Below are 25,451 nucleotides of genomic sequence, written 5' to 3' on the forward strand. Positions count from 1 at the left end.
AGCATTCTCAAGGTGTCAAGCATTCGTCTCACGGTTGACACCTCGGCCCGGCACGGCCATCATCCTGTCCCACATCGAAATACACCGTCTCGCATGCTGTGCGACCGTGTGAAGGGCAACAAGCTCGTGCCGTACGTCATCACTCAGGCCTGCATCGACGTCATGGACAAGTCGTGCATGGAGGAGTGCCCGGCCGACTGCATCTACGAGGGCGACCGGATGCTCTACATCCAGCCCGACGAATGTGTCGAGTGCGGGCGCTGTGAACCCGTCTGCCCGCAGATCTCGATCTTCCACCACGAGGACCTGCCGGAGGAGAGCAAGCAGTTCGAGCGCATCAACGCCGAGTTCTTCTCCCTCGGCATCGAACCGCTCGGCTCGCCCGGCGGGGCACGCAAGGTCGGCAAGGCCGGCCACGACCACCCGGAGGTGGGCCCGTGACCGGCCTCCCGGCCACGGGCGCCGGCCCAGAGGTCTCCGTCGACCTGCTCGTCATCGGCGCCGGCCCCACGGGGTTGTACGGCGCGTACTACGCCGGTTTCCGCGGCCTGAGCGTCGCGGTCGCCGACGCCCTGCCCGAGGTGGGGGGCCAGATCGCCGCGCTGTACCCCGAGAAGTTCATCTACGACGTGGCCGGCTTCCCCGCCGTCCGCGGTCAGGACCTGGTGGACCGGCTGGCCGAGCAGGCCGGGCGGTGGGAGCCCGCCTACCTGCTCGGGCACGGGGTGACCGGGCTGGACGACACGGGCGAGGGCATCGTCGCGACTACCGACGCCGGCGCGCGGATCACCGCGGGCGCGGTGCTCGTCTGCGGGGGTATCGGCAACTTCATCCCCCGCGAGCTCCCCGTGGGCTCCGAGTACCTGGGCCGGGGGCTGCGGTACTTCGTACCGCGGCTGAACGAGCTCGCCGGACAGGACGTCGTCGTGGTCGGCGGCGGGGACTCCGCGCTCGACTGGGCGCTGTCACTGGAGCCGATCGCCTCGTCGGTGACGCTGGTGCACCGGCGTACGCGGTTCCGGGCCCACGAACGCACCGTCGAGCAGGTTCACTCGTCCTCCGTGCGGGTCCTGACGCCCTACGAGGTCGAGAAGATCTCCGGTGACGGGACGGTGTCGGAGGTCGTGGTCGCGAGCTCCGACGGCGCCCCGATCACGCTGCCCGCCCAGTCCGTCGTGGCCGCGCTCGGCTTCATCGCCGATCTCGGCCCGATCGAGCAGTGGGGGCTGGAGCTGCGCCGTCGGCGCATCCTCGTCGACCCCACGATGCGCACCAGCCGGGAGCGTGTCTTCGCGGCCGGCGACATCGCCGACTACGACGGCAAGGTCAGCCTCATCTCGATCGGCTTCGGTGAAGCGGCCCTGGCCGTCAACCACATCGCCGCCCTGCTCGACCCGGCACGCTCGATCACGCCGGGGCACTCCTCCGATGCGTGAGACCTGCGGCTGCCGTGGATGAGAACCTCGAAACCCTTCACTCCCGGTTGCCCTCCGCCTTACCATTACTTTATTCGATACGGCGTTTCGTTTAGTGTCTTATGACCGACCACGGACAGGAGCGAGGAATCCATGCCCACGAAGGCGCAGCGCGGCACCGGCGAGCAGGACGGCCCGGACAGGACAGCGCCGACCATTCAGACGGTGCAGCGTGCGGCGCTGATCCTCGGCTCGTTCACGGTCGGCAAGCCGCACATGAGCCTCAATGAGATCACCGCGCGTCTCGGGGCGAGCAAGGCGACCGCGCACCGCTACACGAAGGCACTGCGGGCGGCGAACCTGCTGCGGTACGACGAGCGCACCTCGCTGTACTCCCTCGGCCCCCAGGTGCTCACGCTCGCCACGGCCGCGCGTGCCGGCCTGCCGATCGTCGCCGCCGCCGAGCCGTACATGGAGGAACTGGTCAGGCGCATCGACGAGACGATCGTGCTGTCGGTCTGGGACGGCGAGTCGGCGACCGTGGTGCGCTCGGTGGACAACACCGATCACATGGTGCGCATCAGCGTCCGGGTCGGCTCGCGCCTGAACCTCACGTCCTCGGCGCAGGGACGCGTCTTCCTCGCTTTCCTACCCCCGGAGCAGGTACCGACGCTGCCGCGCGCGGTCCGCAAGTCGGCCGAGCTCACCGAGGAACTCGAAGCCATCCGGCAGCACGGTCTGTCGGTCAACTCCCCCACCGTCAACGGGGTCCGCACCGTCGCGGCACCGATCTTCGAGGGCGACACGATCAGCGGAACACTGGCGATCGTCGGCACGACGGCGACCGTCTCCGACGACGTCAAGTCGCCGATGGCCCAGGCGCTGCTGGAGACCGCCCGCGCGTTGTCGCAGCGGCTGGGCACCTCCGACGACGGGCCCAACGGCGGCTGACCAGTCGCGGTGCCCGCACGTTCGTCCGGCCCTCACGGGATCCCCGTGGGGGCCGGACGCGTACGCGGCAAGCCCGTATGCCGGTCAGGGCAGCAGGTCGGCCCGCGGCGGGACGAAGAAGTCGATGTTCACGCAGGGGGTCTCCGTCGGCTCCACGTAGTGCTCGCTGCCGCGGGGAACGAGCAGGAACGATCCGGCGCGCATGTCGTGCGCGACACCGTCCACGTAGTAGTTCGCACGCCCCTCGGCGATATGGACCAGCTGGTCGAAGTCCTCGTGCCGGTGCGGGTTGAGCGTCATGCCGGTCTCGAGCTCGTGGTGGCAGATCATCACCTCGTCCGTCGCGTAGACGCGACGGCGGACCCCCGGCCGCACCTGGGTCACCGGCAGCTCGTCCCAGTTGACGACGGTGCCGAACAGCGCTGCGTTGCGTGTGCTCACTGGTTTTCCTCTCCGGCGGCCGCTCTCAGTCCGGCCGCCAACATCTGCAGGTCCGAGCCGACGACCAGGTAGCCGGCGTCGCCGAGGCCCAGGTCGGCCGCGGCGCCCCGGGTCGGCGCCCAGCCGCCGAACGCCACCGCCGCCGAGCCGGCGGCGTCCCTCACCCGGTCCACCGCGGCGCGCAGCACCGCCGGGTCCGCCGGCAGGCCCAGGTCGACCGCGAGGTCGGTGCTGCCGACGAAGCACACGTCGAGAGCGGCGAGGAGATCCGGCAACGGATCCGTCCGCGCCGTCTCGATCTGGCCGACGAGCACCGGCGGGTCGTCCTGCTCGGCTCGCAGGAACCCGGCCGGGGGGACCGCACCGAACCGGGCGGCCCGGTTGGCCAGGCTCACCGACCGGCGGCCGGCCGGCGCGAACCGGGTGGCCGCCACGAGTGCCTCGGCCTGGGCGACCCGGGTGAGCATGGACAGCTGGATTCCCGCCGCCCCGGCCTCCAGCAGCCGGTTGACGGCGGCGGCGTCCACCTCGGGCACGCGGACCAGGGCCGGCAGGCCGCACACGTCCGCGTGGCGCACCAGGTCGACGGCGTCCCGCTCGGAGAGGGTGGAGTGTTCGAGGTCGACGACCACGAACGCGAACCCGGCCGCCTCGGCCAGTTCCACCACGTCGGGCGACGCCAGTTTGACGAACGTACCGACGGCGGGTCCCCCGGCCGTCAGGGCCGCGCGCAGCCGGCGCCGCAGCAGATGGACGTCACCAGCGGTCATCGGATCCTCCCCGGGCGGGATGTGTGGGTGTGTCAGGCCGACGGCAGGCCCCGCCACGGCACGATGTCGATCTCGGTGCCGCCGTGCAGCACCACGGTCGGTTCCAGGCGCGGCGCCACGATCGTGTTGCCCGCGGCGTCGGGCAGGGTGACCTCGTCGGTCCAGTTGACGACCGTGACGTCGGCCCGTCCGCCGACCTCCAGGCGCCCGTAGCCCTCGGTGTCGAGCCCGAGCAGCCGGGCCGGCGCGACGGTGGCCCGCCGGACGCACTCCTCGAGCGGCGCGCCGAGTGCGACCAGCTTGGAGATGCTGGTGAGCAGGTCGAACACCGGGCCGCGCCAGTTCCGCGCGCTGGTGTCGGAGCTGAGGACGTCGGGGAGGAATCCGTCGGCGATGGCGCGGCGCGCCACCTCGAAGCTGAGGTTGCTCTTGCCGTGGGCGGAGTCGAACAGCACGCCGCGTTCCCGGGCCGCGGTGACGGCGGGCTGCACGCGGTCGCCGTCGAGAATCCCGTGCGGCTTGCCGGTGTAGCAGTGCGCCACGATGTCGCCGGGGCGCAGGTAGTCGAGGACGACGGGCAGCGGCTCCGCGGTCTCGCCGATGTGCAGCATCAGCGGGAGACCGGCCTGTTCGGCCAGCGCCACGGACTTCTTCAGCAACGGCTCCCAGTTCTCGCCGACGACGTCCTCGGAGAGGCGGATCTTGAAGCCGCGCACGATGTCGGGGTGGGCCTCGGCGGTCGCGAGCGCGTCCTCGGGGACCAGGGTGCCGGGGTTCAGCAGCTCGCCGAACCTGAAGTCGATCAGGCCGAGCACCGAGACGTTGAGGAAGTTGACGATGCGCAGCGGGTTCGCCTCGACCACCAGCTTGCGGAAGGCCGCGAACGTCGAGGCGCCGGCCGTGCCGGCGTCGGCCGCCGCGACGACGCCGCGGCGCAGATGGGCCTCCTCGGCCGGGGCGCCGACGGCGGAGACGTACTGGAAGATGTGGGTGTGGCCCTCGACGAGGCCCGGCAGCACGGTGGAGCCGGTGACGTCGATCGTGCGGGCCGCGCCGGCTGCCAGCCCCTCCCCTATCGCGGCGATGCGGTCACCGGTGACCGCCACGTCGAGCCGGGCGTTGGTGCCCGACGCCGGGTCGATGACGGTACCGCCGGCCAGGACGAGGTCGTAGGACGACTCGGACGAGTTGGACATCGCTATGGGCTCCCAGGGAGTTGAAGGGACGGTCGGCTGACCGGCTTGGTCTGCGGGGTGGTCGCGCGGTGAGGCGTCACGCGGGACGCACCACGCGGGTGACGAGGGGCAGCACGCCGTCCACCTCGACGCGTATCTCGTCGCCGTCGGCGAGGAAGCACGCACGGTCCTGGCCGGTGCCGGCCGGGGTTCCGGTGAGGACGACGTCGCCGGGTTCGAGCGCGCTGAACCACGACAGCCTGCTGAGCAGATCGGGGACCGGGAAGATCATCCCGGCGCTCGTGTCGTCCTGGAGGAGTTCGCCGTTGACCCGGGTCCGTACGCGGATCGCGTCGCGGTCGCCGAGGTCGTCGGGGGTGCGGAGCGACGGGCCCAGCGGCGTGAAACCCGGGTAGCTCTTGGCGAGGGCGGGCGTGCCCGTGGCGCGCATGACATCACGCGCCGTCATGTCGTTGGCCGCGGTGATGCCGGCGATCGCGGGCCAGACCTCCGATTCGGACGCCTGGTACAGCCTGCGCCCGACGACGACCGCGATCTCCCCTTCGTAGTCGGGTTCGGTCACGGCCTGCGGGATCACCACCTGCGCGCCGGGTTCCGGCACGGCGGACGACGCGGCCAGGTACAGGATCGGCTGTTCGGGCAGTGCCCGGCCGGTCCGGGCCGCCTTCGACGCGTAGTTGAGCCCGACGCCCCACACCGCCCGGGGACGGCCCAGGGGCGCGATGAGCGTGGCCTCGTCGAGTGAGGTGCGCCGACGCACCGCGCAGGACTCCAGGCACCGCAACGAGCCCTCCTGTTCGAGCACCGCGCCGACGTGCGGAAAAGCAGTGTCCAACAGGGCGACAGCCCCGTCCTCGATCCGGCCCAGGCCGGCCTGTGTCGTCACTACTTGCATGACGGCATCTTTCAATGCGAGATGGAGCCATGTCAAGAAATGCGAGACGGCATCATGCAAAGTGATACGCAGGCCGGAGCCGATACGCCGAAACCCCGTCCGCACGAGAGGCGGACGGGGTGCTCAGGGGGCTGGTTCCGGGCAGCCGGCCGGGGGCGTCAGGCGAGCTGGCGCTGCACCTCGCCGCTGTCCCAGTAGTCCGTGCGGCGCGTGATGAGACCGTCGGCGACGGTGAACAGGAAGACTCCGCGCACGCGCACGGGACGGTCACCCGCCGAACGCATCCGGAACGTCATCACGTACGGCACCGCGGCCGACTCGCCGTCGACGAGGAAGCGCTCGGGTGCGTAGTGCAGGTCCCCGAAGTCCTCGAGGAACCCGGTCAGCGCCGCGCGGTACTCGGCGCGGCCCGTGCGGCTGATGCCCGTCGACGACGTGTGTTCGTTGACGAAGTCCTCGGCCACGCAGGCGGCCACCGCGTCGGAGTCGTGCGCGTTCAGCGCCGCGAGGTACGCCTCGACCGCGGCGCGGGTGTCTTTCAGTGCGAACCCCACTTCTCGCGGACGGTGTCGAAGACCCGCTGGTCGTGGGAGATCTCGACGACGTTGCCGTCGGGATCCTTCAGAGCGCAGATGTAGCCGATGGGATCGGGCATCTGCCGGGGCTCCCAGTGCAGGCAGCCGAGTTCGCGGGCCCTGTCCGCGAGCGCGTCGACGTCCTCGCGCGCCGGCACCTCGATGCCGAGGTGCGCGAACGGGTGCAGCAGACCCTGCTGGTTGCCCTTGTCCTTGTTGAACGACACCAGGACGAGCACGAACGGCGTCTCGACCTGCTTGTCGTTGGAGAGCCAGACGCTCTCGCCGTCGGCGTCCTTGAACCGCTCGACCACGACCAGAGGAGTCAGCGAGGTGTAGAACGCGATCGACTTGTCGAGGTCGCCGGTGGGCAGCGCGACGTGAGTCCAGCGGGCCGACGTGAGACCGGTGGCCACGGTACCTCCATTGAGTGGTGCGATTTTCCTCGAGCCTAGGTCTGCGCGCACCCGAAGGTCGATGTGCTGCGGACACAACGCGTGCGCCGGGAACGCTGACCCCGTGCGACATCGGATCCCGGCCCGCCCCCGTGGGAGCCTGCGCATGACAGCGACAGGCGTCGCCGGGGAAGACGAGGGGAAACGTGCACTACCGGATTCTGGGTGGGACCGGCATCGAGGTGAGTGAGCTCTGCCTCGGGACGATGATGTTCGGCGCCTGGGGCAACACCGACGAGGCGGAGTGCCACCGCATGGTGGCGACGGCGCTCGATGCAGGAGTCAACTTCGTCGACACCGCTGACGTGTACGCGTTCGGCGAGTCGGAGGAGATCCTCGGCCGGGCGCTGAAGGGACGGCGCGACGACGTCGTCCTGGTGTCGAAGTTCCACAACCAGATGCCCGGAGGTCCGCTCGACCGCAACCGGCGCGGCAACTCCCGGCTCTGGATCACGCGCGCCGTGGAGGACAGCCTGCGACGGCTGGGGACGGACCACCTCGACGTGTACCTCGTCCACCGTCCCGATCCCCGAACCGACATCGACGAGACCCTCGGTGCACTCGGCGACCTGGTGCGGGCGGGCAAGGTGCGGGCGACCGGCACCTCGAGCTTCCCGGCCGAGGAGATCGTGGAGGCGCAGTGGGCGGCGCAGCGCGGTGGCCGCGAGCGGTTCACCGTGGAACAGCTGTCGTACTCGATCCTGGCCCGGCACGCGGAGGCCGCCGCCCTGCCCACCGCGCAGCGGCACCGCATGGGCGTCATGGTGTGGAGCCCGCTGGGCGGCGGCTGGCTGACGGGCAAATACCGGGCCGGCGCCGAGCCAGCGGCAGACTCGCGCGCGCGGGCCCACGGCGACCACTTCGACTACGCGGACGAGCGGATACGCGAACGCAAGCTGGCGGTCGTCGAGGAGCTCGTGCTCCTCGCCGCCGACGAGGGCTGCACGCTCGTGGAGCTGGCGCTGCGGTTCGTGCTCGCCCATCCCGGCGTCACATCGGCCATCATGGGCCCGCGCACCCACGACCAGCTCCTCACGCAGCTCACCGCGGTGGACCGGCCGCTGTCGGCCGAGGCGCTGGACAGGATCGACGCACTCGTCGCACCGGGCAGCGTGCTCAACCCGCGCGACGTCGGCCACACGCCGCCCGCGCTTCAGACCGCGGCGCTGCGCCGCCGCTGACACCGGTGTTCCACGACGGATACCCGGCACCGCGCGGTCGCGGTGCCGGGTATCCGTCCCTCGCCGGATCGCGGCTGTCAGGTCGACCCGCGATAGAAGGGCCGACAGAGCGCGCCGGGCTGCCGGTGCTGGGTGGTGAACAGCACCATGGCGAGGAGCGCGAGCAGATACGGGGCTGCGACGAGCATTTCGGGGTTGAGGCTGAAACCGAGCGCGGGGAGCGCCAGGCGCATCGCGTCGGACAGGCCGAACAGCAGGCAGCCGAGCATGGTCCGGCCGAGCCGCCACGCCCCGAAGATCACCGCGGCGATGACGATGAATCCGCGCCCCGAGGTCATGTCCTGGTTGAACGATCCGACTTCGCCGATCGCGAGGTACGCGCCACCGAGACCGGACAGCGCGCCGCACCACAGCAGGGCCTGTCGGCGCCGCACGTTCACCTTGATGCCCGTGACGTCGGCGGCCTGCGGGTTCTCCCCGACCGCCCGCAGTTCCAGGCCCCAGCGGCTGCGCTCCACCAGCCACCAGGTGAGCGGCACCAGCGCGAACAGGAGGAAGGCGGGCCAGCGCTGGGAGAACAGCGGCCGGCCGATGAGCGGGATGTCCTCGAGCAGCGGGATCGACAGCACGCTGACCTGGTGCGAGACGAACTGCTGCGTGGTGATCAGGTAGCTCGTCAGCCCGAGCAGCAGCGCGTTCAGCACAAGGCCGACCGCGAAGGTGTTGATCTGCGCCCGGTGGGAGAGGTTGCCGTGCACGAAGCCGAGTATCAGTCCGGCCACGATGCCGGACGCGAGGCCGATGGTGGCACTGCCGGACGCGCTGGCGGTGGCGACCGAGGTGAACGCGGCACCGAGCATCATCGCCTCGACGGAGATGTTCATCGTGCCGGCGCGCTCGGCCAGGTACTCGCCGCAGGCGGCGAACGCCAGCGGCACGGTCAGCCGGACACCGCTGGAGAGAATGGTTGTGGTGTCATCAAGAACGCTCACGAGGCTGCCTTCACCTTGGTCGGGACAACGGGCACGGGGCGCGCCGTGCTCGGCGCGGCACCGCGACGCCGGCGCACGAGGTCGACGAGGACGGGCGGCGCGACGAACGCGAGGACGAGCAGCGCCTTGACGATGTCGACGAGGTAGTACGGCACACCGGTGGTCGACAGGAAGTTGCCGCCCGCTCGCAGCACGCCGAACACGAACGCCACCGGGATCGTGGCCAGGGGCCGGTTGCGCGCGACGAGCGCGACGAGCAGACCGTCCCAGCCGACGTTGTCCGACAGGCCGCCCGTCAGCCGGTTGGTGCCGATCGGGCTGGCCATGAGCAGGCCGCCCGCCAGCCCTGCGAGGGCGCCGGACACCGCCAGGGTGAGGCCGCTGACCGCGCCCACCCGGACACCGGCGTGCTTGGCCGTCAGCGGATTGAGTCCGACCATGCGCGCCTGGAAGCCCCAGCGGCTGCGGGTGAGGAGGATGAAGACGCCGACAGCGGCGATGAGCGCGAGGAACAGGCCGGCGTTCAGTTGCAGCGACGGGTACTGCCCGAAGGTGGCGAGCTGGGCGTTGGCCGGCAGGGGGTTGGACTGCGCGTCGGCCATGTCGGAGGCGCTCACGGTCTCCTGCAGCAACCACGGCGTCCCGACGGTGAACGAGACGAGCTGGACGGCGACGAACGACATCAGCAGGGTGCTCACCGCGATGTTGACTCCGCGGTAACGGTGCATCAGAGCGCTGAGCCCGGCCCAGATGCCACCGCCGACCGCCGCGGCGATCATCACCACGACGACCAGCATCGGGCCGGGCAGGGCCAACCGCAGCCCGACCCAGGCTCCGGCCAGACCGCCGATGAGCACCTGCCCTTCCTGTCCGATGTTGACCGTGCCGGTGGTCGTGCAGATGCACATACCGACCGCGACCAGCAGCAGAGGCGCCGCGTTGAGCAGCGTGGTCGTCCATCCGCCGGCGTTGGCCAGACTTCCCTTCCAGATCGCGTCCAGCGCGGCACTCGGCGAGAGACCGGTCAGTACGAGGAGCAGCGCGGACACACCGGCGGCGGCGAGCACGAGCAGGACGGTCAGGGCCGTGGTCGTCCAGCCACCGCGCCCCGGCCCGAGCCGGGCGAGGAAGCGACGGGCGAGTTCGTCCGGTCCCGTCAGCGAGGCGGCGCTCATGCGGCCTCACCGCCGACCAGCATGCCGAGCCGCTCGGGGGTCGCCTCCGAGACGGGGAGGCGTCCGGTGATCCGCCCGGAGGAGATCACCGCCATCCAGGTTGCAAGGGCCATGACTTCCTCGAATTCGGTGGAGATGAGCAGCACACCGACGCCGTCCGCGGCTGCCTTGCGCAGCCGGGAATACATGCTCTCGATGGCGCCGACGTCAAGCCCGTGGGTGGGCTGCGCGGCCACCAGGACGCGGGTGCCACCGGACAGCTCCCGGGCGAGTACGACCCGCTGCTGGTTACCGCCGGAGAGGCTGCGCACGGGCAGGTCCAGTGAGGGCGTGACGATGTCGAACTCGTCCGCGAGGCGGCGCGCCTCGGCGAGCATCGCGGCCCGCCGCACCAGGAAACGGCCACTGACCTTGGGCAGCGACTTCATCGCCAGGTTCTCGGCGATACTCATATCGAGAACGACGCCGCTGTGATGCCGGTCCTCCGGCACGATGCCGAGACCGGCCTTCGTGAGCGCACCGGGCCGGGTCGCTTCGACGCTTTGCCCGGCGACCTCGATGGTCCCGGCGGTGGGTGCGACAAGACCCGACAGGACGTCGCCGAGCGTCGCCTGGCCGTTGCCCTCGACGCCGTAGAGGGCAACGATCTCGCCCGCACCCACGGTCAGATCGACGCCGTCGAGGAGTTTGACGCCGCCTTCCTCGACGGTGAGTCCGTCCAGGCGCAGGACAGCCGGCTGCCGGTCCCTGGTTTCGCCCTTGCCGGTGTGCGTGGTCTGCACCGGCAGCATGCCGAGTGCGGCAGCCTCTTCGCCCAGCGACACCTCCCGGCCCACCATCTGCTTGGCGAGTTCTGACGCGGTGGTCTCGGCGGTGACCGTCCGGTGGGTGACGCGGCCCTTGCGCAGGACCGTCACCCGGTCCGTGGCCTGGGTGATCTCGGCGAGCTTGTGGCTGATGAGGATGACAGCGCGTCCCTCCTCCTGCACCACGCGGCGGAGTACGGCGAACAACTCCTCCGACTCGGCCTGGGTCAACACCGAGGTCGGCTCGTCCAGGATCAGGATCTGAGGGTCGCGCCGCAGGCACTTGATCACCTCGACCCGCTGCCGCTGGCCGGCCGAGAGCGCGTCGACGCGCGCCTCGGGGTCGATCGGCAGTCCGTACCGGGCGGAGACCTCGGTGATGTCGGCACAGATGGCCTGCTTGTTCACCTTGCCGGTGTCGCCGAGTGCCACGTTCTCCCACACGGTCAGCCTGTTGATGAGGCTGAAGTGCTGGTGCACCATGCCGATGCCCAGCTCGGCAGCTTCCTGCGGGCTGTCCAGCGCGACCTGCTCACCGCGCACCAGGACGGTGCCGGAGTCCCGCCGGACCAGCCCGAGCAGGACCTTCATCAGACTGGACTTGCCCGCCCCGTTCTCACCCAGGAGCCCGTGGATCTCGCCGGCGTCGACCATGAGGTCGACGTCGTCGCAGGCTGTCACGGATCCGTAGGACTTCGTGATGCCTTGCAGTTCAAGAACCGGAACCGCTGAGGTCGTCGATGTCATCGCTGATCTTCCTTGTCGGTGTCGGCACGTCAGCCGAGGCGCTTGACTTCGGCGTCCGCGTCGATCTCCTTGCTGCCGATCTTCTTTATGAACTCCGCCAGCTTCTTCGCCTCGTCGCCCTTGGGATCGCAGAACTTGACCGTCGGGTACGGGTCGACGCCCATCTGCCACACGCGCGTCGTGCCCATCTTCAGGTTGTTCTTGGCGAACTCCTCCAGTGCGGCGAGGAAGTAGGAACCGGGGTTGAAGATCACCGAGATGTCGAACTTCGGGTTGGTCGAGGCGCAGCGGTCGGTGCCCGGGGTGAGGGTCATCACGCCGCTCGCGTTCGCCAGCTGCGTCGCGGCGTCGGTCGCGCCGCCCAGGTTGGGGTAGATCAGCTTGGCGCCCTGGCTGATCTGTGCCTGCATGGCCTCCTTGGCCTTCGCCGAGTCGTTGTAGTCGCCGGTGTAGGTGACGAGCACCTTGGCGTTCGGGATGACCTCCCGGATCCCGGCCGTGAAGGCCTTGGCGCCGGCGACGCTGAAGGATGCCTTGGGGCCGGTGACGAACCCGGCCTTGGTGACGCCGGCGGCCTTCATCTTCAGGCCCGCGGCGTAGCCACCGGCGAGCTGGGTCTGGTTGGGGTTGTCGGTGGACAGCAGGATCTTCGGAGTCTGGGTGACAACGCCCTTCGCCGCCGGCACATACCAGGCGGTCCTGGCGCAGACCGGTTCCTCGGAGGCCGGGATGGCGGTCTTGAGGTCGGTCCCGCCGAGCGCGACCAGGTCGACGTGCTGCTGGCACAGGGCGCGTGCCGCGCTGAGCCCGTCGTTCGCGTCGACGCTTCCGCGCTTGATGATGGTCCAGCCCTTTTCCTTGGCGAAGGCCGCCGCCGAGTCGACGAAGCTCTGGTAGTAGCCGTGGTCGTTGATGTCACCGGGGCTGAGGACACCTATGACGACCTTGCCGTCACCGTTGACGTCGGGCTCCTTCAGCGCCGGGCTGCTTCCGCCGCTCGCCTGGTCGGTCGCCTTGGGTGCCGTCGCCGCGTTGCCGGCGCAACCGGACAGCGCGAGGGCTCCCGCGAGGGCGAGGCCGGCCGCTGCCCGACGACGTCGGAGGGTGCTTGCAGTAGTCATGTCTGTGATCCGTTCGCTGGGTGGCACCGCCGCGTCGAGGCGGTGGTGGAATCAGGGGAAGTGGTGGCCGATGGACAGTGGCTTCCGCGCCCGCCGGCGCCGTCGGCCAGGCCGGGCGGGGCGTGCTGCGTCGGCGCGCCGCAGGAGCGTTGGCGGACCGCTCGACGGCAGCCGCGGTGACGGCCCTGAGGTCGAAGCCGGTCGGCCGCCGGTCGCTGACGACCACCCGGCCGTCGACCAGCACGTCATGGACGGTGAGTGTCAGCCGATCTTCCTCGTGGATCTCGGCACGTCAGCCGAGGCGCTTGACCTCGGCCGCCGGGTCGATCTCCTTGCTGCCGATCTTCTTCATGAACTGCGCCAGCTTCTGCTCCTCGTCGCCCTTGGGGTCGCAGATCCTGACCGTCGGGTAGGGGTCGACGCCCAGCTGCCACACGCGCGTCGTGCCCATCTTGAGGTTGTTCTTGGCGAACTCCTCCAGTGCGGCGAGGAAGTAGTCACCCGGGTTGAAGATGACCGAGATGTCGAACTTCGGGTTGGCCGAGGCGCACCGGTCGGTGCCCGGGGTGAGGGTCATCACGCCGCTCGCGTTCGCCAGCTGCGTCGCGGCATCGGTCGCGCCGCCCAGGTAGGGGTAGATGACCTTGATGCCCTGGCTGATCTGGGCCTGCATGGCCTCCTTGGCCTTCGCCGAGTCGTTGAAGTCGCCGGTGTAGGTGCTCGTCACGGTGGCCTTCGGGACGACCTCCCGGATCCCGGCCTGGAAGGCCTTGGCGGCGAGGACACTGAAGGAGGCTTTGTTGCCGGTGACGAACCCGGCCCTGGTGATGCCGGCGGCCTTCATCTTCAGGCCCGCGGCATAGCCGGCGGCGAGCAGGCTCTGGTTGGGATCGTCGGTGGACAGCAGGATCTTCGGGGTCTGGGTGACTACGCCCGCCGCCGCCGGCATGTACCAGGCCGTCTTGGCGCAGACCGGTTCCTCGGAGGCGGGGATGGCGCTCTTGAGCTCAGTCGCACCGAGCGCGACCAGGTCGACGTGCTGCTGGCACAGCGCGCGTGCCGCGCTGAGCCCGTCCGTCGTGGAGACACTGCCGCGCTTGATGATCGTCCAGCCCTTTTTCTTGGCGTAGGCGTCCGCGGAGTCGACGAAGCTCTGGTAGTAGCCGTGGTCGTTGATGTCGCCGGGGCTGAGGACTCCGATGACGACCTTGCCGTCGCCGTTGACGTCGGGCTCCTTCAGGGCCGGGCCTTTCGCCTGGTCGGTCGCCTTGGGTGCCGTCGCCGCGTTGCCGGCGCAACCGGACAGCGCGAGGGCTCCTGCCAGGGCGAGGCCGGCCGCTGCCCGACGACGCCAGAGCGTGCCTCTTGTGGTCATGAGCGTTGTTCCATTCACTGGGTGGCACCGCTGCGTCGAGGCGGTGGTGGCATCGGGGAAGTGGTGGCCGGTCGAGCGGGTCAGCCGGCCCGGTTGAGTTCGGCGCAGGAGAAACGGCTCCGGTGGGAGAGGGACTCCTCACCCGTGGCCAGGAGCGGCGGGTAACTCATCCGCCCGACCGCACGACGATCTCGCCGGTGCGACCGATGGTGCGCCAGGTGTCCTTCGGCTCGGGGTGTCCTGCCGCTGAGCACCGACGGTGACCGCGATCAGCAGTGGTGGACCGCTGACCGGCGGGCAGTAGCCGTACGGCGTGACATTGCACCCCGGCTCCGGGTCGAGCGTGGTGCCGGTCGGGATCGGCCGCGGTGCCACCGGTTGCGACAGCAGGTCCTGCGTCCGCGCCGGCGAAATCCCGGATATGTCGGTGACATTCAACGGCCGGTCTCCTTTACTGACTGGCTGCCGGCTCGGTAGGCCAGGCCGGGCGGGGAGTGATACCGGCGCGCCGCAGGAGGGCGGCAGACCGCTCGGCGGCAGCCGCGGCGACGGCCTCGAGGTCGACGCCGGTCGGTCGCCGGTCGCGAACGACCACGCGGCCGTCGACCAGCACGTCACGGACGGTGCGTGACACGTGGCCCCATACGAGCTGGCGCGCGAGGTCGCCGCGGGGCACCCAGGCGGGGTCCTCGGTGTCGAGCACGACGATGTCGGCGGCCTTGCCCACCTCGAGGGAGCCGATCCGGTCGCCGAGACCGATCGCCCGGGCGCCGTCGATCGTCGCGAGCGCGAACGCCTGCTCGGCGCGGACCGGTTCGGGCAGGTCGCGGTCGCGTTCGAGGCCGGCGAACAGGTAGGCGGCCAGGAGGACGTCCGGGGCGTCGCCGGCGTTGTGCGCGTCGCAGCCCAGTGCCACCCGGCCGCCCCGCCGCACCAGTTCGGCGTGGCGGGAGGCGCGTGTGTATCCCTGGGCGAGACGCAGGTAGGCCCCCGGGCAGGCGGCGACCGCGGTACCGGTCTCGAGGATCGCGTCGACCTCCGCGTCGTCGAGCCACACGGCGTGCCCCAGCAGCAGGCGCGGGCCGAGGACTCCCAGGTCACGGAAATGGACCACCGGCCGGCGCGCGCAGCGCCGGGCGTAGGCCTCGATGTCGGCGGGTCCCGGCGAGACGTGCCAGGTCAGTCCGACGTCGAGCCGCTCGGCCAGGCTCGCCGCTCCGGCGAAGAGCTCGTCGCTGGCAAGGTCGTGGCCGACGAGCGTCACCCACCCGGTGACCGGCCCGGTGACCGGCAGGGACCGGACGATGTCCTCCTGCCTGGAGAGCACCTCGTCGGCGGGGGCACCGAACGGTACGCCCTCGGCGTCCCAGCCCCAGCCGCCGACCCGGGCGCGGATCCCAGCGGCACCCAGCCCCTCGGCGACTCGTTCCGGGTAGGCCACCGTGCCCGGCTCGAGCACCGTGGTGATGCCCCGGGACAGGCATTCGACCGCGGTGATGGTCGCGGCCAGTTCGTCGTCGTCTCCGTCGGCGCGGACGTGCAGCGGGACGATCCAGTCGAATATCGCCTCCTGCGAGCCGATGTGGTCCGGGATCATGCTGCGCACGAGGGGGTCGACGGTCGTGTGCTGGTGGGCGTCGACCAGGCCGGGGATCACGACACAGCCCGACGCGTCGATCTCCCGCGCGCCCGGGAAGCGGGCGCGCAGGTCCCCAGCCGTGCCGAGGGCGGCGATGCTGTCCCCGGACACGGCGACCGTCGCACCGGTCAGGACCCGGCGCTCGGAGTCCATCGTGACGACGTCGCCACCCACGATCAGCAGGTCGGTCATGGCTCGATCACGACCTTCCCGATGGTGTCGCGGGCGCTGAGCACGTCCCAGGCGTCGGCCAGGTCCTGGAGCGGGAACCGGGCGGCGGTGGGCACGCGCAGGCCGTCGGCGAAGCAGGCTGACGTGGCGGCGACGAAGTCGGCCGAGGTGTACCCGCCGACGCCCAGCAGTTTGAGGCCTCGGTGGAAGACCTCCCTGAGCGAGAACGACACCTGGTCGCCGCTGGTGCTGCCCATCAGGAGCAGGCGCCCGCGGATGCCGAGGCAGTCCAGTGAGGTGCGCCAGGTGTCGGTGCCGACGTGGTCCAGGACCAGGTCCGCTCCGGCGCCGTCGGTGAAGGCCGTGATCGTCTTGACCGCGTCCGGGTCCCCGTTGCGCAGTACCAGGTCCGCACCGGCCGCGCCGGCCGCAGCCAGCTTCTCGTCGCTGCTGGCGAACGCGACGACCGAAGCACCGGCCCGCTTGGCCAGCGCGATGGCCGCCAGGCTGACGGAGCTCGCGCCCGCGTGCACGACGAGTGTCTCACCGGCGGCGAGTGACCCGACTGTGTGCACCGCGTACCACGCTGTCGCGAAGGCGGTGGGGAGGGTGACGGCCGCGGAGAGCGGCATGGACTCGGGGACCGGAACGACCGATTCCGCGGACACGAGTACGTATTCGGCCAGCGCGCCGGGGACGTTGGCGCCGAGGATGCGCGGGCTGACGCAGTACGCACGATCGCCCACCGCGCAGTGCGGGCAATTGCCGCAGCCCTGAGTGGGGTCGGCGATGACCCGGTCACCGGGGACGATCGAGCTGACCGCGGACCCGGTGGACACCACCGTTCCGGCGAAGTCCATGCCCGGCACGTGCGGAAGGCGGAAACCGGGGATCACGGCCGGCCCCTTGAGTTGCTGCAGGTCCAGGCGGTTCAGTCCGCAGTACGCGACCTCGACGACAACGTCGCACGGTCCGCACAGCGGCTCCGGGACATCCTGCAGGAACATGGCCTCGGGCCCGCCGAAATCGGTCTGCACCATGGCTCGCACCGCGCAGCCTCCCAACTCTTATCCGTCTCGCATTGCGAGGCGGTGGAACGTATTGCGAGGTACTCTGCCTCCGCCGACCGGTGGTGTCAACGCTCCTGCGTTACGTCTTCGGTTCGTCGGCGTTTCGGCCGCCCGGAAGGCTCACAGGGCAGGCTGGGGCAGGTGAGGGCGGGTGCACAGGCAGGCGCCGCCGGGCCGCGCGGCGGCGCCTCGCATACCGGTTCAGAGTCCGGCAGACATCGGCTCGTCGTCGCCACGCAGCCGCTGGTCGTCGGCTGCGAGCAGGTCCAGGGCTGTGAGCGCCAGGTGCAGTTCCGCCGAGGCGGCGGGAAGCAAGGGGTCCGTGCCGAGGAGGTTCTTGATCTGGCGCACCCGGTAGCCCACCGAGTTGCGGTGCAGGTGGAGTTGTTCGGAGACGCTCTGCCGGCTGCCCCTCTCGGCCAGCCAGGCACGCAGAGTCGCCATCAGCTCCGGACGCTGCCGGATCGGCCCGAGGTGCGCCTCGGCGTACGCCTCGAGCTGCGTGGGCGGGAGGGGCAACAGCACCTGGACGACCCCGCAGCGGTCGAAGGTGAGCAGTGGGACGCGCTGGGTCCGCGCCAGGCCGAGCAGCCTTTCGGCCTCGGTGAAGGACCGGGCCAGGCCTGTGGCGGAGTCGGTGTGGGAGCCGCTCGCCGCGACGACGTGGTCAGCGCACTCGTCGCCGGTCATGAGCAGCAGGCGGTTGTGCAGGCGGGCGAGCACAGCCTCGTCCTGCACCACCGTCCACGCTGTGCGCCCCTCCTGCTGCACCGGGTGCTCCAGCCAGGCGAGAGCGGTGGACCAGGCGCGCAGGCGGGAGCCGCCGTAGTGCAGTACGGCACCGGCCGGCGGTCGCTGCAGGTCGATCCCCAGTGCCGCGGCCGCCGCGCACATCGAAGGGCTCACCGTCCCGGACCGCAGTGAGGCGACCACGTCGGCCGGTGTGTGCTGCGGCGAGACCTCGGCGGCTTCGTCTCCCGCGCGCACGGCGTCGATGAGCAGCGCGGTGACGGCCGCCCCGGCCAGCGCCTGCACGCGCGGATCGCCAGGACCCACCGTCAGCAGCACACCGGCCACCGTCGTCCCCGCGCGCGCGGGCAGCGCCGTGGCCGACAGCCCGTCGAGCGTGTCGACCACCGGTCCGGTCACGCCGGCGAGCACCCCGGCCGCCACCGCGGCCGGCACGCCTGCACCGCCATCGGTGGTCGCCAGCGGCCCGCCCTCGGCGGACAGCAGGCGCACATGCCGGCCGGTCGCCCGGAGAAGCACGTGGAGCACGTCCGAGCGGGCGGCGCCGGCGAGCACGGCCTCGGTCAGTTCCCGCTCCAGCACGGCAGGATCGGTGTCCGGCCCCGGTCCTTCCCGGGCCGGTCCGGACCACGCTCCGGCAGTGGTAGCCATGGTGTCCAGTCTCAGCGGGCCAGCAGCCGGATGGCCACGCCCTTCTCCTGGGTGTATTCGCGCAGCGCCGCGTAGCCGCCGCCCCGGCTGAAACCGCTGTCCTTCTGCATGTTGAACGGGAATCCGATCACTCCCGCGTCATGGAACTGGTTGACCGCCACCTGTCCGGAGCGGACGTCCCTCGCCAGCCGCAGTGCCCGGGAGACGTCGTTGGTCCAGATGCAGGCCAGCAGGCCGAAGTCCGTCGCGTTCATCAGCTCGGTCGCCTCGGCGGTGTCGCGGAACGACTGTACGGCGAGAACCGGGCCGAAGACTTCCTCGCGGGCGACGCGCATGCCCGCGTCCACACGGTCGTACACGGTCGGCCGGACGAACCACCCGTCGCCGGTGGGTGCGCCACCGGTGACCAGCCGTGCCCCCTCGCGGGGCGCGTCCTCGAGGAAGCCGCTGACGCGGGCGAACTGCGCGGCACTGACCAGCGGCCCCATGTCCAGGTCCGCTTCCCAGGGCCCCGTCTTGACCGCGGCCATGGCGGCGGCGATCCGCTCCACGACCTCGTCGTGCACGGAGGCCTGAACCAGCAGCCGGGAACCCGCGTAGCAGTTCTGCCCGGCGTTCTCGGTGATCGAGGCGACGATCGCCGGGATCGCCGTGTCGAGGTCCGCGTCGGCGAAGAGTACGTTCGGCGACTTGCCGCCGAGTTCCAGCTTGACCGGGACGAGGTTCTGTGCGGCGGCCGCCATGATCGTCCGCCCGGTGATGGTGGAGCCGACGAAGCTGATGTGATCGACGTCCGGGTGCGAGGTGAGTGCGACGCCCGCCTCGGGGCCGAGGCCCGCGACGACGTTGATCACCCCCGGCGGGAACCCGGCGCGGCGGGCGAGTTCGACGAGTGCGAACGGGGCCAGCGGCGCGATCTCGGACGGCTTGAGGACGACCGTGTTGCCCGCCGCGAGCGCCGGCGCGACGTTCGCGGCCGTGAGTATGGAGGGAACGTTCCACGGGATGACGACGGCGCACACGCCGTATGGCTCGTGCACCGTGTAGCCCAGGTAGTCGGGGCTGCGGGTGGGCAGCGTGACTCCGGTGAGCTTGTCGGCCGCGCCGGCGAAGTAGTCGATCATGCCGTGAGCGATATAGATGTTCGTCCGGCCCCCGGACAGTGGCTTGCCCACGTCCTGGGCCTCGACGGCCGCGAGGGCCTCGACCTCGGCGATGATCAGGTCGGCCCAGCGCCGGATCAGCGTTCCGCGCTCGCTCGGGTTGGTCGCCGCCCAGGCAGGGAAGGCGCGGCGCGCCGCGACGACCGCGTCGTCGACATCGTCCGCGCCCGCCCGGGCCACCTTGGTGATGACCTGCTGGGTAGCCGGATCGAGGATGTCCAGGGTTCCGCCGTCGCGGGCCGCAACCCACTCGCCGTTGATGAAGTGCTGGGATGAAGGGAAGTCAACAGCCGCCATAGGGCGAACCTTGACCGACCCTGTCACGCATGTCAATATGCGGTCTCGCTTTGTGAGCCTCGAGGAGGCCCTGTGCGCGCCACCGCCGCTCTGCTGGAGCAACCCGGACAGCCGTCCGGACAGCCGTTCGTCCTGACCGAGGTGGACCTGGACGAGCCCCGCCCGGACGACGTGCTCGTCCGCGTCGCCACCGTCGACATCTGCGGCACCGACCTTGACTTCGTCGACCCCTTCTTCCCCACGCCCGCGCTGCTCGGGCAAGAAGAGTGGGGGGACGTCGAGGAGGCCGCACGTGCTCGCTGTGCCTCACCGGCTCGCCCGCCTGCCGCCGCAGCCTCGACGCGGTGAACCTCTCCGGCCGCCGGCCCGACGGCTCCACCGTGGTGGCCCACCAGGGGCGGGAGCTCAACACCCACGCCCTCGGCCGGTCGTCCGTCGCCCCCCGACCGATCGCCATGATCTCCACCGACGGTCCCGCGGGGCGCGACGTCGCACCGTTCCGCTCCTATCCGCCCGTCTGTGGCGAGCCCCCGACCATCGCCGTAACGATCGGCTCGGTGCGCGAGGCCTCCAACGCTCCAAAGGTCAGCTGGTTGAACGTGCAGGCCACCGGCGAGTTCGTCGGATGTCGGCGGCGGGCGGCGGCTCGCCGCCGGGCACGGTGCTCAGCTCGATAGACCAAACGCAACAACTCGAAGGATGGTGGATCCAGATGGACCGGCAGGAAGTCGACATGAGTTCGGCTACAGCTGCGGCGGCGAACTTGAAGCGAGTGGTGCCCAAGCAGGCCGATCGCTTGAACTTCCTGTTGATCACTGCCGATGACATGGATGGCTCCATGCCAGGCTTCATGGGAAACCCCGTGAACATAACGCCCACCCTGGACGCATTGGCTCAAGGGTCTCACCGGTTCGTGGCCACCCGCACGGCAGCGCCCATATGCCAGCCGTCCAGGGAAGCGATGATGACGGGCATGGTCCCGCACCGGAGTGGAGGGATCGGATTCACGGCCATAGACAGCGAGATTCCGACCTTCACCACGATTCTGCAGGATCATGGTTATTTCACTGCAGGCATCAACAAGATTCAGCATATGCAGCCACCCGGCCGCTTCACCTGGGACTGGGAACGCGGCGGGCGGGACGGGGATCCCCTGACATGGGACGACAGAAATCCCGTTCTCATCGCTGACCGCGTCGATGAGGCCATGAACGCGGCGCGCGCCCAGAACAAGCCGTTCTTCATCAGTTGCAACATCACCGACCCTCATCGTCCGTTCTACGGCAGCTCCGAGGCGAACGCACAGGACGACAACCAGACCGGCCCCTACAACATACCGCACGAGATCCGCCCGGAGGAGGTTGTCATTCCTCCGCATCTCGAAGATCTTCCGGATATTCGCACCGAGCTGGCGCAATATTGCAACAGCGTTCAGAGGCTGGATATCGCAGTCGGCAACGTATTGTCCAAGCTCAACGACAGTCCAGAGAGAGACAACACGATCGTACTGTTCGTCTCCGATCACGGAATGCCATTCCCGTTCGCCAAGAGCACTTGTTACAGCAGTGGAACGCTCACGCCCGCATTGCTCAAATGGCCCGGCATGGATGCCCCGCGGTCGTTCGATGCGCTGACCTCAAATATTGACATACTGCCGACCGTGCTTGATCTTCTCGGCATCGATACACCGGACAACATCGACGGAAAGTCCTGGGTCCCGATGATAAACGGACAGGTGACGTCAGTCCGGGACTATAACTTGACGTACATGAACACGGAATACAATGGCACGAACTATGCCATGCGAGGCATACAGGATCACAGATACCTCATGATCTTCACGCCATGGTCGGACGGCAGCTTCATGATGAAGTACACCGATGCCGTGACCGGTTTGACCTACAAGGCCCTTGTGGCGGCAGCTGCAAGCGATCCGGCGCTGGCGAAGAGGGTGAAACAATATACGCACGGTGTCCCCCTGGCGCTTTATGATCTCGAAGAGGACCCAGGTCAGCGGATCAACATCATTGACCGGCCCGACATGCATGATCGATCCTTGGAAATGAAGCGCACACTGCTGGAACACATGAGGCAAACAAGCGACCCGCAACTCAAGAACTTCGAAATTATTATCGGGGGTGGACAGCCGACTGTCCAGCAGAATCCCAGAAGGTATCAGCACTATGGCATCGTCGAGGTCCCGGTCGGCCCAGTCGACTGATGTACCTTTCCTTGGCGCGCATATCGAATACTCGGGCTACCCGCCAAGAGTGGTCGAGCAACACCAACCCGGCTGGTGGAGGGCCGTCACGGTCGGATGGACGGAAAGCAAAGGGAGATGTGGCGAGATGGCGGGATGTTGTCCTCCGGGGCGCGGAGGCCATGAGGGGCAGGCCCGGCGAGTGCCGACGGACAGGCGCGACAGCGGTGCGCTGATCGAGCTGCCGGGCGGGGTCTTCCGGATGGGCACCGACGACTCCGACGGGTTTCCCGAGGACCGCGAAGGCCCGGTGCGCGAGGTTACCGTGGCGCCGTTCGCCATCGACACGCACTGCGTGTCCAACGCGCGCTTCGCCGAGTTCGTCTCCGCGACCGGCTACCGCACGGATGCCGAGCGGTACGGGTGGAGTTACGTGTTCGCGAAGTTCCTGCCCGGCGACCTCCGCAAGATCTCACCACGCCCGCAGCAGACACCCTGGTGGTGCGGGGTGTCCGGGGCCTACTGGGCAACACCGGAGGGGCCCGGCAGCGACCTGGAAGGACGCTGGGACCACCCGGTCGCGCACATATCCTGGAACGACGCCACCGCATACTGCGTCTGGGCCGGACGCCGCCTGCCCACCGAGGCCGAGTGGGAGTACGCCGCACGCGGCGGGCTCGACCAGGCACGCTACCCGTGGGGTGACGAACTCACCCCCGGCGGGCAGCACCGGTGCAACATCTGGCAGGGCCGCTTTCCGGTGCACAACACCGCTGAAGACGGCTACACGGGCACCGCCCCGGTGGATGCCTACGAGCCGAACGGGTTCGGGCTGTACAACGTGGCCGGCAACGTGTGGGAATGGTGCGCCGACCGATTCGATCCGGCCCACACCAGCCGGGCGATGCGCGGCGGCTCCTACCTGTGCCACGCCTCGTACTGCAACCGCTACCGCGTCGCCGCGCGAACCGGGAACGACCCCGACAGTTCGAGCGGCAACGTCGGCTTCCGCGTCGCCGCGGACCTGTGAGTCCCGCGGACGGCGATGCACCACGGCCGGCCGCGCGGTGGGTGGGTGGGCTTCGTGTGACAACACCGGCGAGTCCCCGGCCCTACTGTCGCGGAAGGGCAGCGCCGGAGCGAACACCGGGTGTGCCGCGACGTGGAGGACGGCCGCCGGCGTTGAGCGCGGCGGAGGTCGAGCACCGGCGGATACCCGTCTTCCACACCGTGCCCGGGGACGACGAGGAGCGCGTGGCCTCATGGCAGGCAGGGAGAGCGCAAAGGGCAAGGCGAAGAGCCTGGCCGGCGGTCTTCGGCTGAGGCCATGACCGGCCGGCTTCGCCGGTCACGCGGACCCGCCCGGCACCGGCCCTACCAGCGCCTTCCGGCGCCCGGGCCCAGCAGCCCCCTGGCGCGCTCGGGTCACACCGATGCCGCCACCCGCGGCCAGGCGACATGGCAGTCTCTCTCAGACCTGCGATCCGCGTAGCAAACAAGCATGGAAACCCGGAAATCACGGACACAGGTTCGAGGAGTGGTCACAGTGCAGCGCTGGCATGGCTTGGAGGACATACCCCAGGACTGGGGGCGCAGCGTCGTCACCATCGGATCCTACGACGGTGTGCACCGCGGACATCAGCTGATCACCGGCCGTGCGGTGGACCGTGCCAGGGAGCTCGGCATCCCCTCCGTCGTCGTCACGTTCGACCCGCGTCCCAGTGAGGCCGTACGTCCCGGCAGCCACCCCCCGCTGCTCGCCCCGCACCACCGGCGTGCGGAACTGATGGCCGAACTCGGCGTGGACGTGTTGCTCATCATCCCGTTCACCACCGAGTTCTCGAAGCTGTCGCCCGCGGACTTCGTCGTGAAGGTTCTCGTCGAGAAGCTGCATGCCAAGTGTGTCGTCGAAGGCTCCAACTTCCGCTTCGGACACAAGGCCGCCGGCAACGTCGCCTTCCTCGCCGAGCTCGGCCACACGTACGACTACCAGGTCGAGGTCGTTGACCTGTTCGTGCGCGGCGAGGCCGGCGGCGGCGAGCCCTTCTCCTCCACCCTGACCCGCCGCCTCGTCGCCGAGGGCGACGTCGAGGGCGCCGCCGAGGTCCTGGGCCGTCCGCACCGTGTCGAGGGCGTCGTCGTCCGCGGTGGTCGGCGCGGTCGCGAGCTCGGTTTCCCGACCGCCAACGTCGAGACGCTGCCGCACACCGCCACCCCCGCGGACGGTGTCTACGCCGGCTGGCTGCACGCCCAGGGCGAGACGATGCCCGCCGCGATCTCCGTCGGCATGAACCCGCATTTCGACGGCACGGAACGCACCGTCGAGGCCTGTGTCATCGACCGCGTCGGCCTTGACCTCTACGGCCTGCACGTCGCCGTCGACTTCCTCGCCTTCGTCCGCGGGCAGGCGAAGTTCGACTCGATCGAGGCCCTCCTCGAGGCCATCGCGGACGACGTGAAGCGGGCACGGGAGCTCATCGAGGCATACGAGGCGGTCTCGGACCGGCCGAAGTAGAGCCCGGGTGACGGGACGGGAACGGCGGACCGGCAGGCACCATGGCAGTGATGTCCACGGGGCCGACGTCGGCCGGGATGTTCCGTGGTCCCGCCACCAGGGCGGACTCCGGCACGCGCTTGGTCAGCCGCTGGAGGAGTCGTGCCCTCGAACACGTCGGGCGCCTGTCCGAGCGTCTCCGAGAGCGTGGGGTGCAGGTGCACGGTGAGCCCGACGTCGGCGGCGACGGCGCCCATCTCCATCGCCCGTGCTGCCTCTGAGATCCGGTCGCCCGATGACGGCCCGACGATCCCGCGGCCGAGGATCCGGCCGGTGCTCTCCTCGACGACGAGCTTGGTCAGTCCCTCGTCACGGGCGAGCGAGAGCGAGCGGCCTGACGCCGCCCAGGGGAACGTCGCCGTCCGGTGCGCGATGCCCGCTTCCTTCGCCGCCGTTTCGGTGAGCCCCGCCCATGCGATCTCGGGGTCGGTGCAGGCCACGCTGGGGATCACCATGGCATCGAACGCGCTCGACCTACCCGCCGCGTTCTCCGCCGCGACCCGGCCCCCGTGCACCGCCTTGTGGGCCGGCATCGGGCCGACGACGTCGCCGACGGCGTAGATGTGCGGGACGGAGGTCCAGTGCGACGACTCCGGCCTCCACGATCAGCGACGCCCGGCAGATGCGGGATCGCCGGGCTCACCCCGGTCGGTTCGACTGCGCCGTCGGGATCACGTTCGGCGACGAGCAGGCCCGCGGCGTGCAACTGCGGCTCGACGCGTTCAGCCGGCCCCTCCTGCGGCGCGCGGAAGCGAAGCGGGTCTGGTGACGACACCAGGGGCGTCCGAGCATTCTCACGTCCCTTGGCTGGCTGGGTGCTCTGCGCTAACATGCGTCCGTATTGCTACGCGAGACAGCATC

25 protein-coding genes and 1 pseudogene are annotated in these 25,451 nt (G+C 69.9%); 10 read left to right on the forward strand and 16 right to left on the reverse strand.

Going from position 1 to position 25,451, the window contains the following annotated elements:
* Positions 1-93: 93 nt before the first annotated feature.
* The 3 genes from fdxA to ACIBNA_RS16645 all read left to right on the forward strand — a co-directional run bounded on the left by fdxA (position 94) and on the right by ACIBNA_RS16645 (position 2,366).
* Positions 94-441, forward strand: coding sequence for a ferredoxin (gene fdxA / locus ACIBNA_RS16635; RefSeq protein ID WP_399165921.1), 348 nt, complete (start codon positions 94-96; stop codon positions 439-441).
* Positions 438-1,436 carry an NAD(P)/FAD-dependent oxidoreductase gene (locus ACIBNA_RS16640; RefSeq protein ID WP_399165922.1) on the forward strand — a complete coding sequence of 333 codons (999 nt, stop codon included), beginning with the start codon at positions 438-440 and terminating at the stop codon, positions 1,434-1,436. The genes fdxA and ACIBNA_RS16640 overlap by 4 nt, the downstream gene beginning before the upstream one ends.
* Positions 1,437-1,568: 132 nt before the next feature.
* Positions 1,569-2,366 (forward strand): IclR family transcriptional regulator, encoded by a 798-nt coding sequence (locus ACIBNA_RS16645; RefSeq protein ID WP_399165923.1) that lies wholly within the window; start codon positions 1,569-1,571, stop codon positions 2,364-2,366.
* An 84-nt stretch (positions 2,367-2,450) separates the two neighbouring features.
* Here ACIBNA_RS16645 and ACIBNA_RS16650 read toward each other — a convergent pair whose 3' ends face one another.
* The 6 genes from ACIBNA_RS16650 to ACIBNA_RS16675 all read right to left on the reverse strand — a co-directional run bounded on the left by ACIBNA_RS16650 (position 2,451) and on the right by ACIBNA_RS16675 (position 6,659).
* Positions 2,451-2,807: a cupin domain-containing protein gene (locus ACIBNA_RS16650; RefSeq protein WP_399165924.1), complete on the reverse strand. Its 357-nt coding sequence runs from the start codon at positions 2,805-2,807 to the stop codon at positions 2,451-2,453.
* Complete coding sequence (locus tag ACIBNA_RS16655) at positions 2,804-3,577, reverse strand: HpcH/HpaI aldolase/citrate lyase family protein (RefSeq protein WP_399165925.1); 774 nt, start codon at positions 3,575-3,577, stop codon at positions 2,804-2,806. The genes ACIBNA_RS16650 and ACIBNA_RS16655 overlap by 4 nt, the downstream gene beginning before the upstream one ends.
* Before the next feature lie 32 nt (positions 3,578-3,609).
* A complete protein-coding gene (locus ACIBNA_RS16660; protein ID WP_399165926.1) occupies positions 3,610-4,773 on the reverse strand; it encodes an amidohydrolase family protein in 1,164 nt (387 codons plus the stop codon).
* 76 nt (positions 4,774-4,849) lie between these two features.
* Positions 4,850-5,668 carry a fumarylacetoacetate hydrolase family protein gene (locus ACIBNA_RS16665; RefSeq protein ID WP_399165927.1) on the reverse strand — a complete coding sequence of 273 codons (819 nt, stop codon included), beginning with the start codon at positions 5,666-5,668 and terminating at the stop codon, positions 4,850-4,852.
* Positions 5,669-5,826: 158 nt separating this feature from the next.
* Positions 5,827-6,222 (reverse strand): nuclear transport factor 2 family protein, encoded by a 396-nt coding sequence (locus ACIBNA_RS16670; RefSeq protein ID WP_399165928.1) that lies wholly within the window; start codon positions 6,220-6,222, stop codon positions 5,827-5,829.
* A complete protein-coding gene (locus ACIBNA_RS16675) occupies positions 6,207-6,659 on the reverse strand; it encodes a VOC family protein (RefSeq protein ID WP_399165929.1) in 453 nt (150 codons plus the stop codon). Before ACIBNA_RS16675 ends, ACIBNA_RS16670 begins: the two co-directional genes overlap by 16 nt.
* Before the next feature lie 185 nt (positions 6,660-6,844).
* On the opposite strand from ACIBNA_RS16675, the gene ACIBNA_RS16680 reads away from it, so the two are divergent.
* Positions 6,845-7,879 carry an aldo/keto reductase gene (locus tag ACIBNA_RS16680; RefSeq protein WP_399165930.1) on the forward strand — a complete coding sequence of 345 codons (1,035 nt, stop codon included), beginning with the start codon at positions 6,845-6,847 and terminating at the stop codon, positions 7,877-7,879.
* Between the two features lie 77 nt (positions 7,880-7,956).
* Here the strand turns inward: ACIBNA_RS16680 and ACIBNA_RS16685 are convergent, their stop codons facing one another.
* From ACIBNA_RS16685 to ACIBNA_RS16725, 9 genes are all read right to left on the reverse strand, one after another.
* Positions 7,957-8,871: an ABC transporter permease gene (locus tag ACIBNA_RS16685; protein WP_399165931.1), complete on the reverse strand. Its 915-nt coding sequence runs from the start codon at positions 8,869-8,871 to the stop codon at positions 7,957-7,959.
* Positions 8,868-10,046 carry an ABC transporter permease gene (locus tag ACIBNA_RS16690; protein ID WP_399165932.1) on the reverse strand — a complete coding sequence of 393 codons (1,179 nt, stop codon included), beginning with the start codon at positions 10,044-10,046 and terminating at the stop codon, positions 8,868-8,870. The genes ACIBNA_RS16685 and ACIBNA_RS16690 overlap by 4 nt, the downstream gene beginning before the upstream one ends.
* A complete protein-coding gene (locus ACIBNA_RS16695; RefSeq protein WP_399165933.1) occupies positions 10,043-11,599 on the reverse strand; it encodes an ABC transporter ATP-binding protein in 1,557 nt (518 codons plus the stop codon). The genes ACIBNA_RS16690 and ACIBNA_RS16695 overlap by 4 nt, the downstream gene beginning before the upstream one ends.
* Positions 11,600-11,628: 29 nt before the next feature.
* Positions 11,629-12,720, reverse strand: coding sequence for a BMP family ABC transporter substrate-binding protein (locus tag ACIBNA_RS16700; protein WP_399165934.1), 1,092 nt, complete (start codon positions 12,718-12,720; stop codon positions 11,629-11,631).
* Between the two features lie 292 nt (positions 12,721-13,012).
* The gene (locus ACIBNA_RS16705; RefSeq protein ID WP_399165935.1) at positions 13,013-14,095 is read right to left on the reverse strand and encodes a BMP family ABC transporter substrate-binding protein; all 1,083 of its coding nucleotides are present in this window, start codon (positions 14,093-14,095) and stop codon (positions 13,013-13,015) included.
* A gap of 451 nt (positions 14,096-14,546) precedes the next feature.
* Positions 14,547-15,926: an amidohydrolase family protein gene (locus ACIBNA_RS16710; protein ID WP_399165936.1), complete on the reverse strand. Its 1,380-nt coding sequence runs from the start codon at positions 15,924-15,926 to the stop codon at positions 14,547-14,549.
* Positions 15,923-16,945, reverse strand: coding sequence for an alcohol dehydrogenase catalytic domain-containing protein (locus ACIBNA_RS16715; protein WP_399165937.1), 1,023 nt, complete (start codon positions 16,943-16,945; stop codon positions 15,923-15,925). Before ACIBNA_RS16715 ends, ACIBNA_RS16710 begins: the two co-directional genes overlap by 4 nt.
* 231 nt (positions 16,946-17,176) lie before the next feature.
* A complete protein-coding gene (locus ACIBNA_RS16720) occupies positions 17,177-18,376 on the reverse strand; it encodes a PucR family transcriptional regulator (RefSeq protein WP_399165938.1) in 1,200 nt (399 codons plus the stop codon).
* An 11-nt stretch (positions 18,377-18,387) separates the two neighbouring features.
* Entirely contained in the window at positions 18,388-19,836 is a 1,449-nt protein-coding gene (locus ACIBNA_RS16725; protein ID WP_399165939.1) for an aldehyde dehydrogenase family protein, read from the reverse strand.
* Positions 19,837-19,908: 72 nt separating this feature from the next.
* Here ACIBNA_RS16725 and ACIBNA_RS16730 point away from each other — a divergent pair, with 72 nt between their 5' ends.
* From ACIBNA_RS16730 to ACIBNA_RS16750, 5 genes are all read left to right on the forward strand, one after another.
* Positions 19,909-20,184 (forward strand): alcohol dehydrogenase catalytic domain-containing protein, encoded by a 276-nt coding sequence (locus ACIBNA_RS16730; RefSeq protein ID WP_399165940.1) that lies wholly within the window; start codon positions 19,909-19,911, stop codon positions 20,182-20,184.
* Positions 20,181-20,513, forward strand: coding sequence for a hypothetical protein (locus ACIBNA_RS16735; protein ID WP_399165941.1), 333 nt, complete (start codon positions 20,181-20,183; stop codon positions 20,511-20,513). The genes ACIBNA_RS16730 and ACIBNA_RS16735 overlap by 4 nt, the downstream gene beginning before the upstream one ends.
* Positions 20,462-22,057 (forward strand): sulfatase, encoded by a 1,596-nt coding sequence (locus ACIBNA_RS16740; RefSeq protein WP_399165942.1) that lies wholly within the window; start codon positions 20,462-20,464, stop codon positions 22,055-22,057. The genes ACIBNA_RS16735 and ACIBNA_RS16740 overlap by 52 nt, the downstream gene beginning before the upstream one ends.
* 127 nt (positions 22,058-22,184) lie before the next feature.
* Positions 22,185-23,066 carry a formylglycine-generating enzyme family protein gene (locus tag ACIBNA_RS16745; RefSeq protein WP_399165943.1) on the forward strand — a complete coding sequence of 294 codons (882 nt, stop codon included), beginning with the start codon at positions 22,185-22,187 and terminating at the stop codon, positions 23,064-23,066.
* A gap of 516 nt (positions 23,067-23,582) precedes the next feature.
* On the forward strand, positions 23,583-24,551 hold the full coding sequence (locus tag ACIBNA_RS16750) for a bifunctional riboflavin kinase/FAD synthetase (protein ID WP_399165944.1): 969 nt from the start codon (positions 23,583-23,585) through the stop codon (positions 24,549-24,551).
* A 173-nt stretch (positions 24,552-24,724) separates the two neighbouring features.
* Here ACIBNA_RS16750 and ACIBNA_RS16755 read toward each other — a convergent pair.
* Positions 24,725-25,123 (reverse strand): annotated as a pseudogene (locus ACIBNA_RS16755) (dihydrolipoyl dehydrogenase); the annotation flags it as partial.
* Between the two features lie 89 nt (positions 25,124-25,212).
* Between ACIBNA_RS16755 and ACIBNA_RS16760 the strand changes: the two are divergent.
* On the forward strand, positions 25,213-25,359 hold the full coding sequence (locus ACIBNA_RS16760; protein ID WP_399165945.1) for a hypothetical protein: 147 nt from the start codon (positions 25,213-25,215) through the stop codon (positions 25,357-25,359).
* The last annotated feature ends 92 nt before the right edge of the window (positions 25,360-25,451 follow it).

Origin of the sequence: Streptomyces sp. NPDC050164 (assembly GCF_044459945.1) — a bacterium.
Classification (GTDB): domain Bacteria; phylum Actinomycetota; class Actinomycetes; order Streptomycetales; family Streptomycetaceae; genus Streptomyces; species Streptomyces coeruleorubidus_A.

Excerpts from the sequence above, each read along its gene's own strand:
- fdxA (WP_399165921.1), top strand. The coding sequence starts at position 94 with ATGCTGTGCGACCGTGTGAAGGGCAACAAGCTCGTGCCGTACGTCATC.
- ACIBNA_RS16645 (WP_399165923.1), top strand. The coding sequence starts at position 1,569 with ATGCCCACGAAGGCGCAGCGCGGCACCGGCGAGCAGGACGGCCCGGAC.
- ACIBNA_RS16655 (WP_399165925.1), bottom strand. The coding sequence starts at position 3,577 with ATGACCGCTGGTGACGTCCATCTGCTGCGGCGCCGGCTGCGCGCGGCC.
- ACIBNA_RS16660 (WP_399165926.1), bottom strand. The coding sequence starts at position 4,773 with ATGTCCAACTCGTCCGAGTCGTCCTACGACCTCGTCCTGGCCGGCGGT.
- ACIBNA_RS16665 (WP_399165927.1), bottom strand. The coding sequence starts at position 5,668 with ATGCAAGTAGTGACGACACAGGCCGGCCTGGGCCGGATCGAGGACGGG.
- ACIBNA_RS16690 (WP_399165932.1), bottom strand. The coding sequence starts at position 10,046 with ATGAGCGCCGCCTCGCTGACGGGACCGGACGAACTCGCCCGTCGCTTC.
- ACIBNA_RS16695 (WP_399165933.1), bottom strand. The coding sequence starts at position 11,599 with ATGACATCGACGACCTCAGCGGTTCCGGTTCTTGAACTGCAAGGCATC.
- ACIBNA_RS16700 (WP_399165934.1), bottom strand. The coding sequence starts at position 12,720 with ATGACTACTGCAAGCACCCTCCGACGTCGTCGGGCAGCGGCCGGCCTC.
- ACIBNA_RS16705 (WP_399165935.1), bottom strand. The coding sequence starts at position 14,095 with ATGACCACAAGAGGCACGCTCTGGCGTCGTCGGGCAGCGGCCGGCCTC.
- ACIBNA_RS16710 (WP_399165936.1), bottom strand. The coding sequence starts at position 15,926 with ATGACCGACCTGCTGATCGTGGGTGGCGACGTCGTCACGATGGACTCC.
- ACIBNA_RS16715 (WP_399165937.1), bottom strand. The coding sequence starts at position 16,945 with ATGGTGCAGACCGATTTCGGCGGGCCCGAGGCCATGTTCCTGCAGGAT.
- ACIBNA_RS16720 (WP_399165938.1), bottom strand. The coding sequence starts at position 18,376 with ATGGCTACCACTGCCGGAGCGTGGTCCGGACCGGCCCGGGAAGGACCG.
- ACIBNA_RS16725 (WP_399165939.1), bottom strand. The coding sequence starts at position 19,836 with ATGGCGGCTGTTGACTTCCCTTCATCCCAGCACTTCATCAACGGCGAG.
- ACIBNA_RS16740 (WP_399165942.1), top strand. The coding sequence starts at position 20,462 with ATGTCGGCGGCGGGCGGCGGCTCGCCGCCGGGCACGGTGCTCAGCTCG.
- ACIBNA_RS16745 (WP_399165943.1), top strand. The coding sequence starts at position 22,185 with ATGGCGGGATGTTGTCCTCCGGGGCGCGGAGGCCATGAGGGGCAGGCC.
- ACIBNA_RS16760 (WP_399165945.1), top strand. The coding sequence starts at position 25,213 with ATGCGGGATCGCCGGGCTCACCCCGGTCGGTTCGACTGCGCCGTCGGG.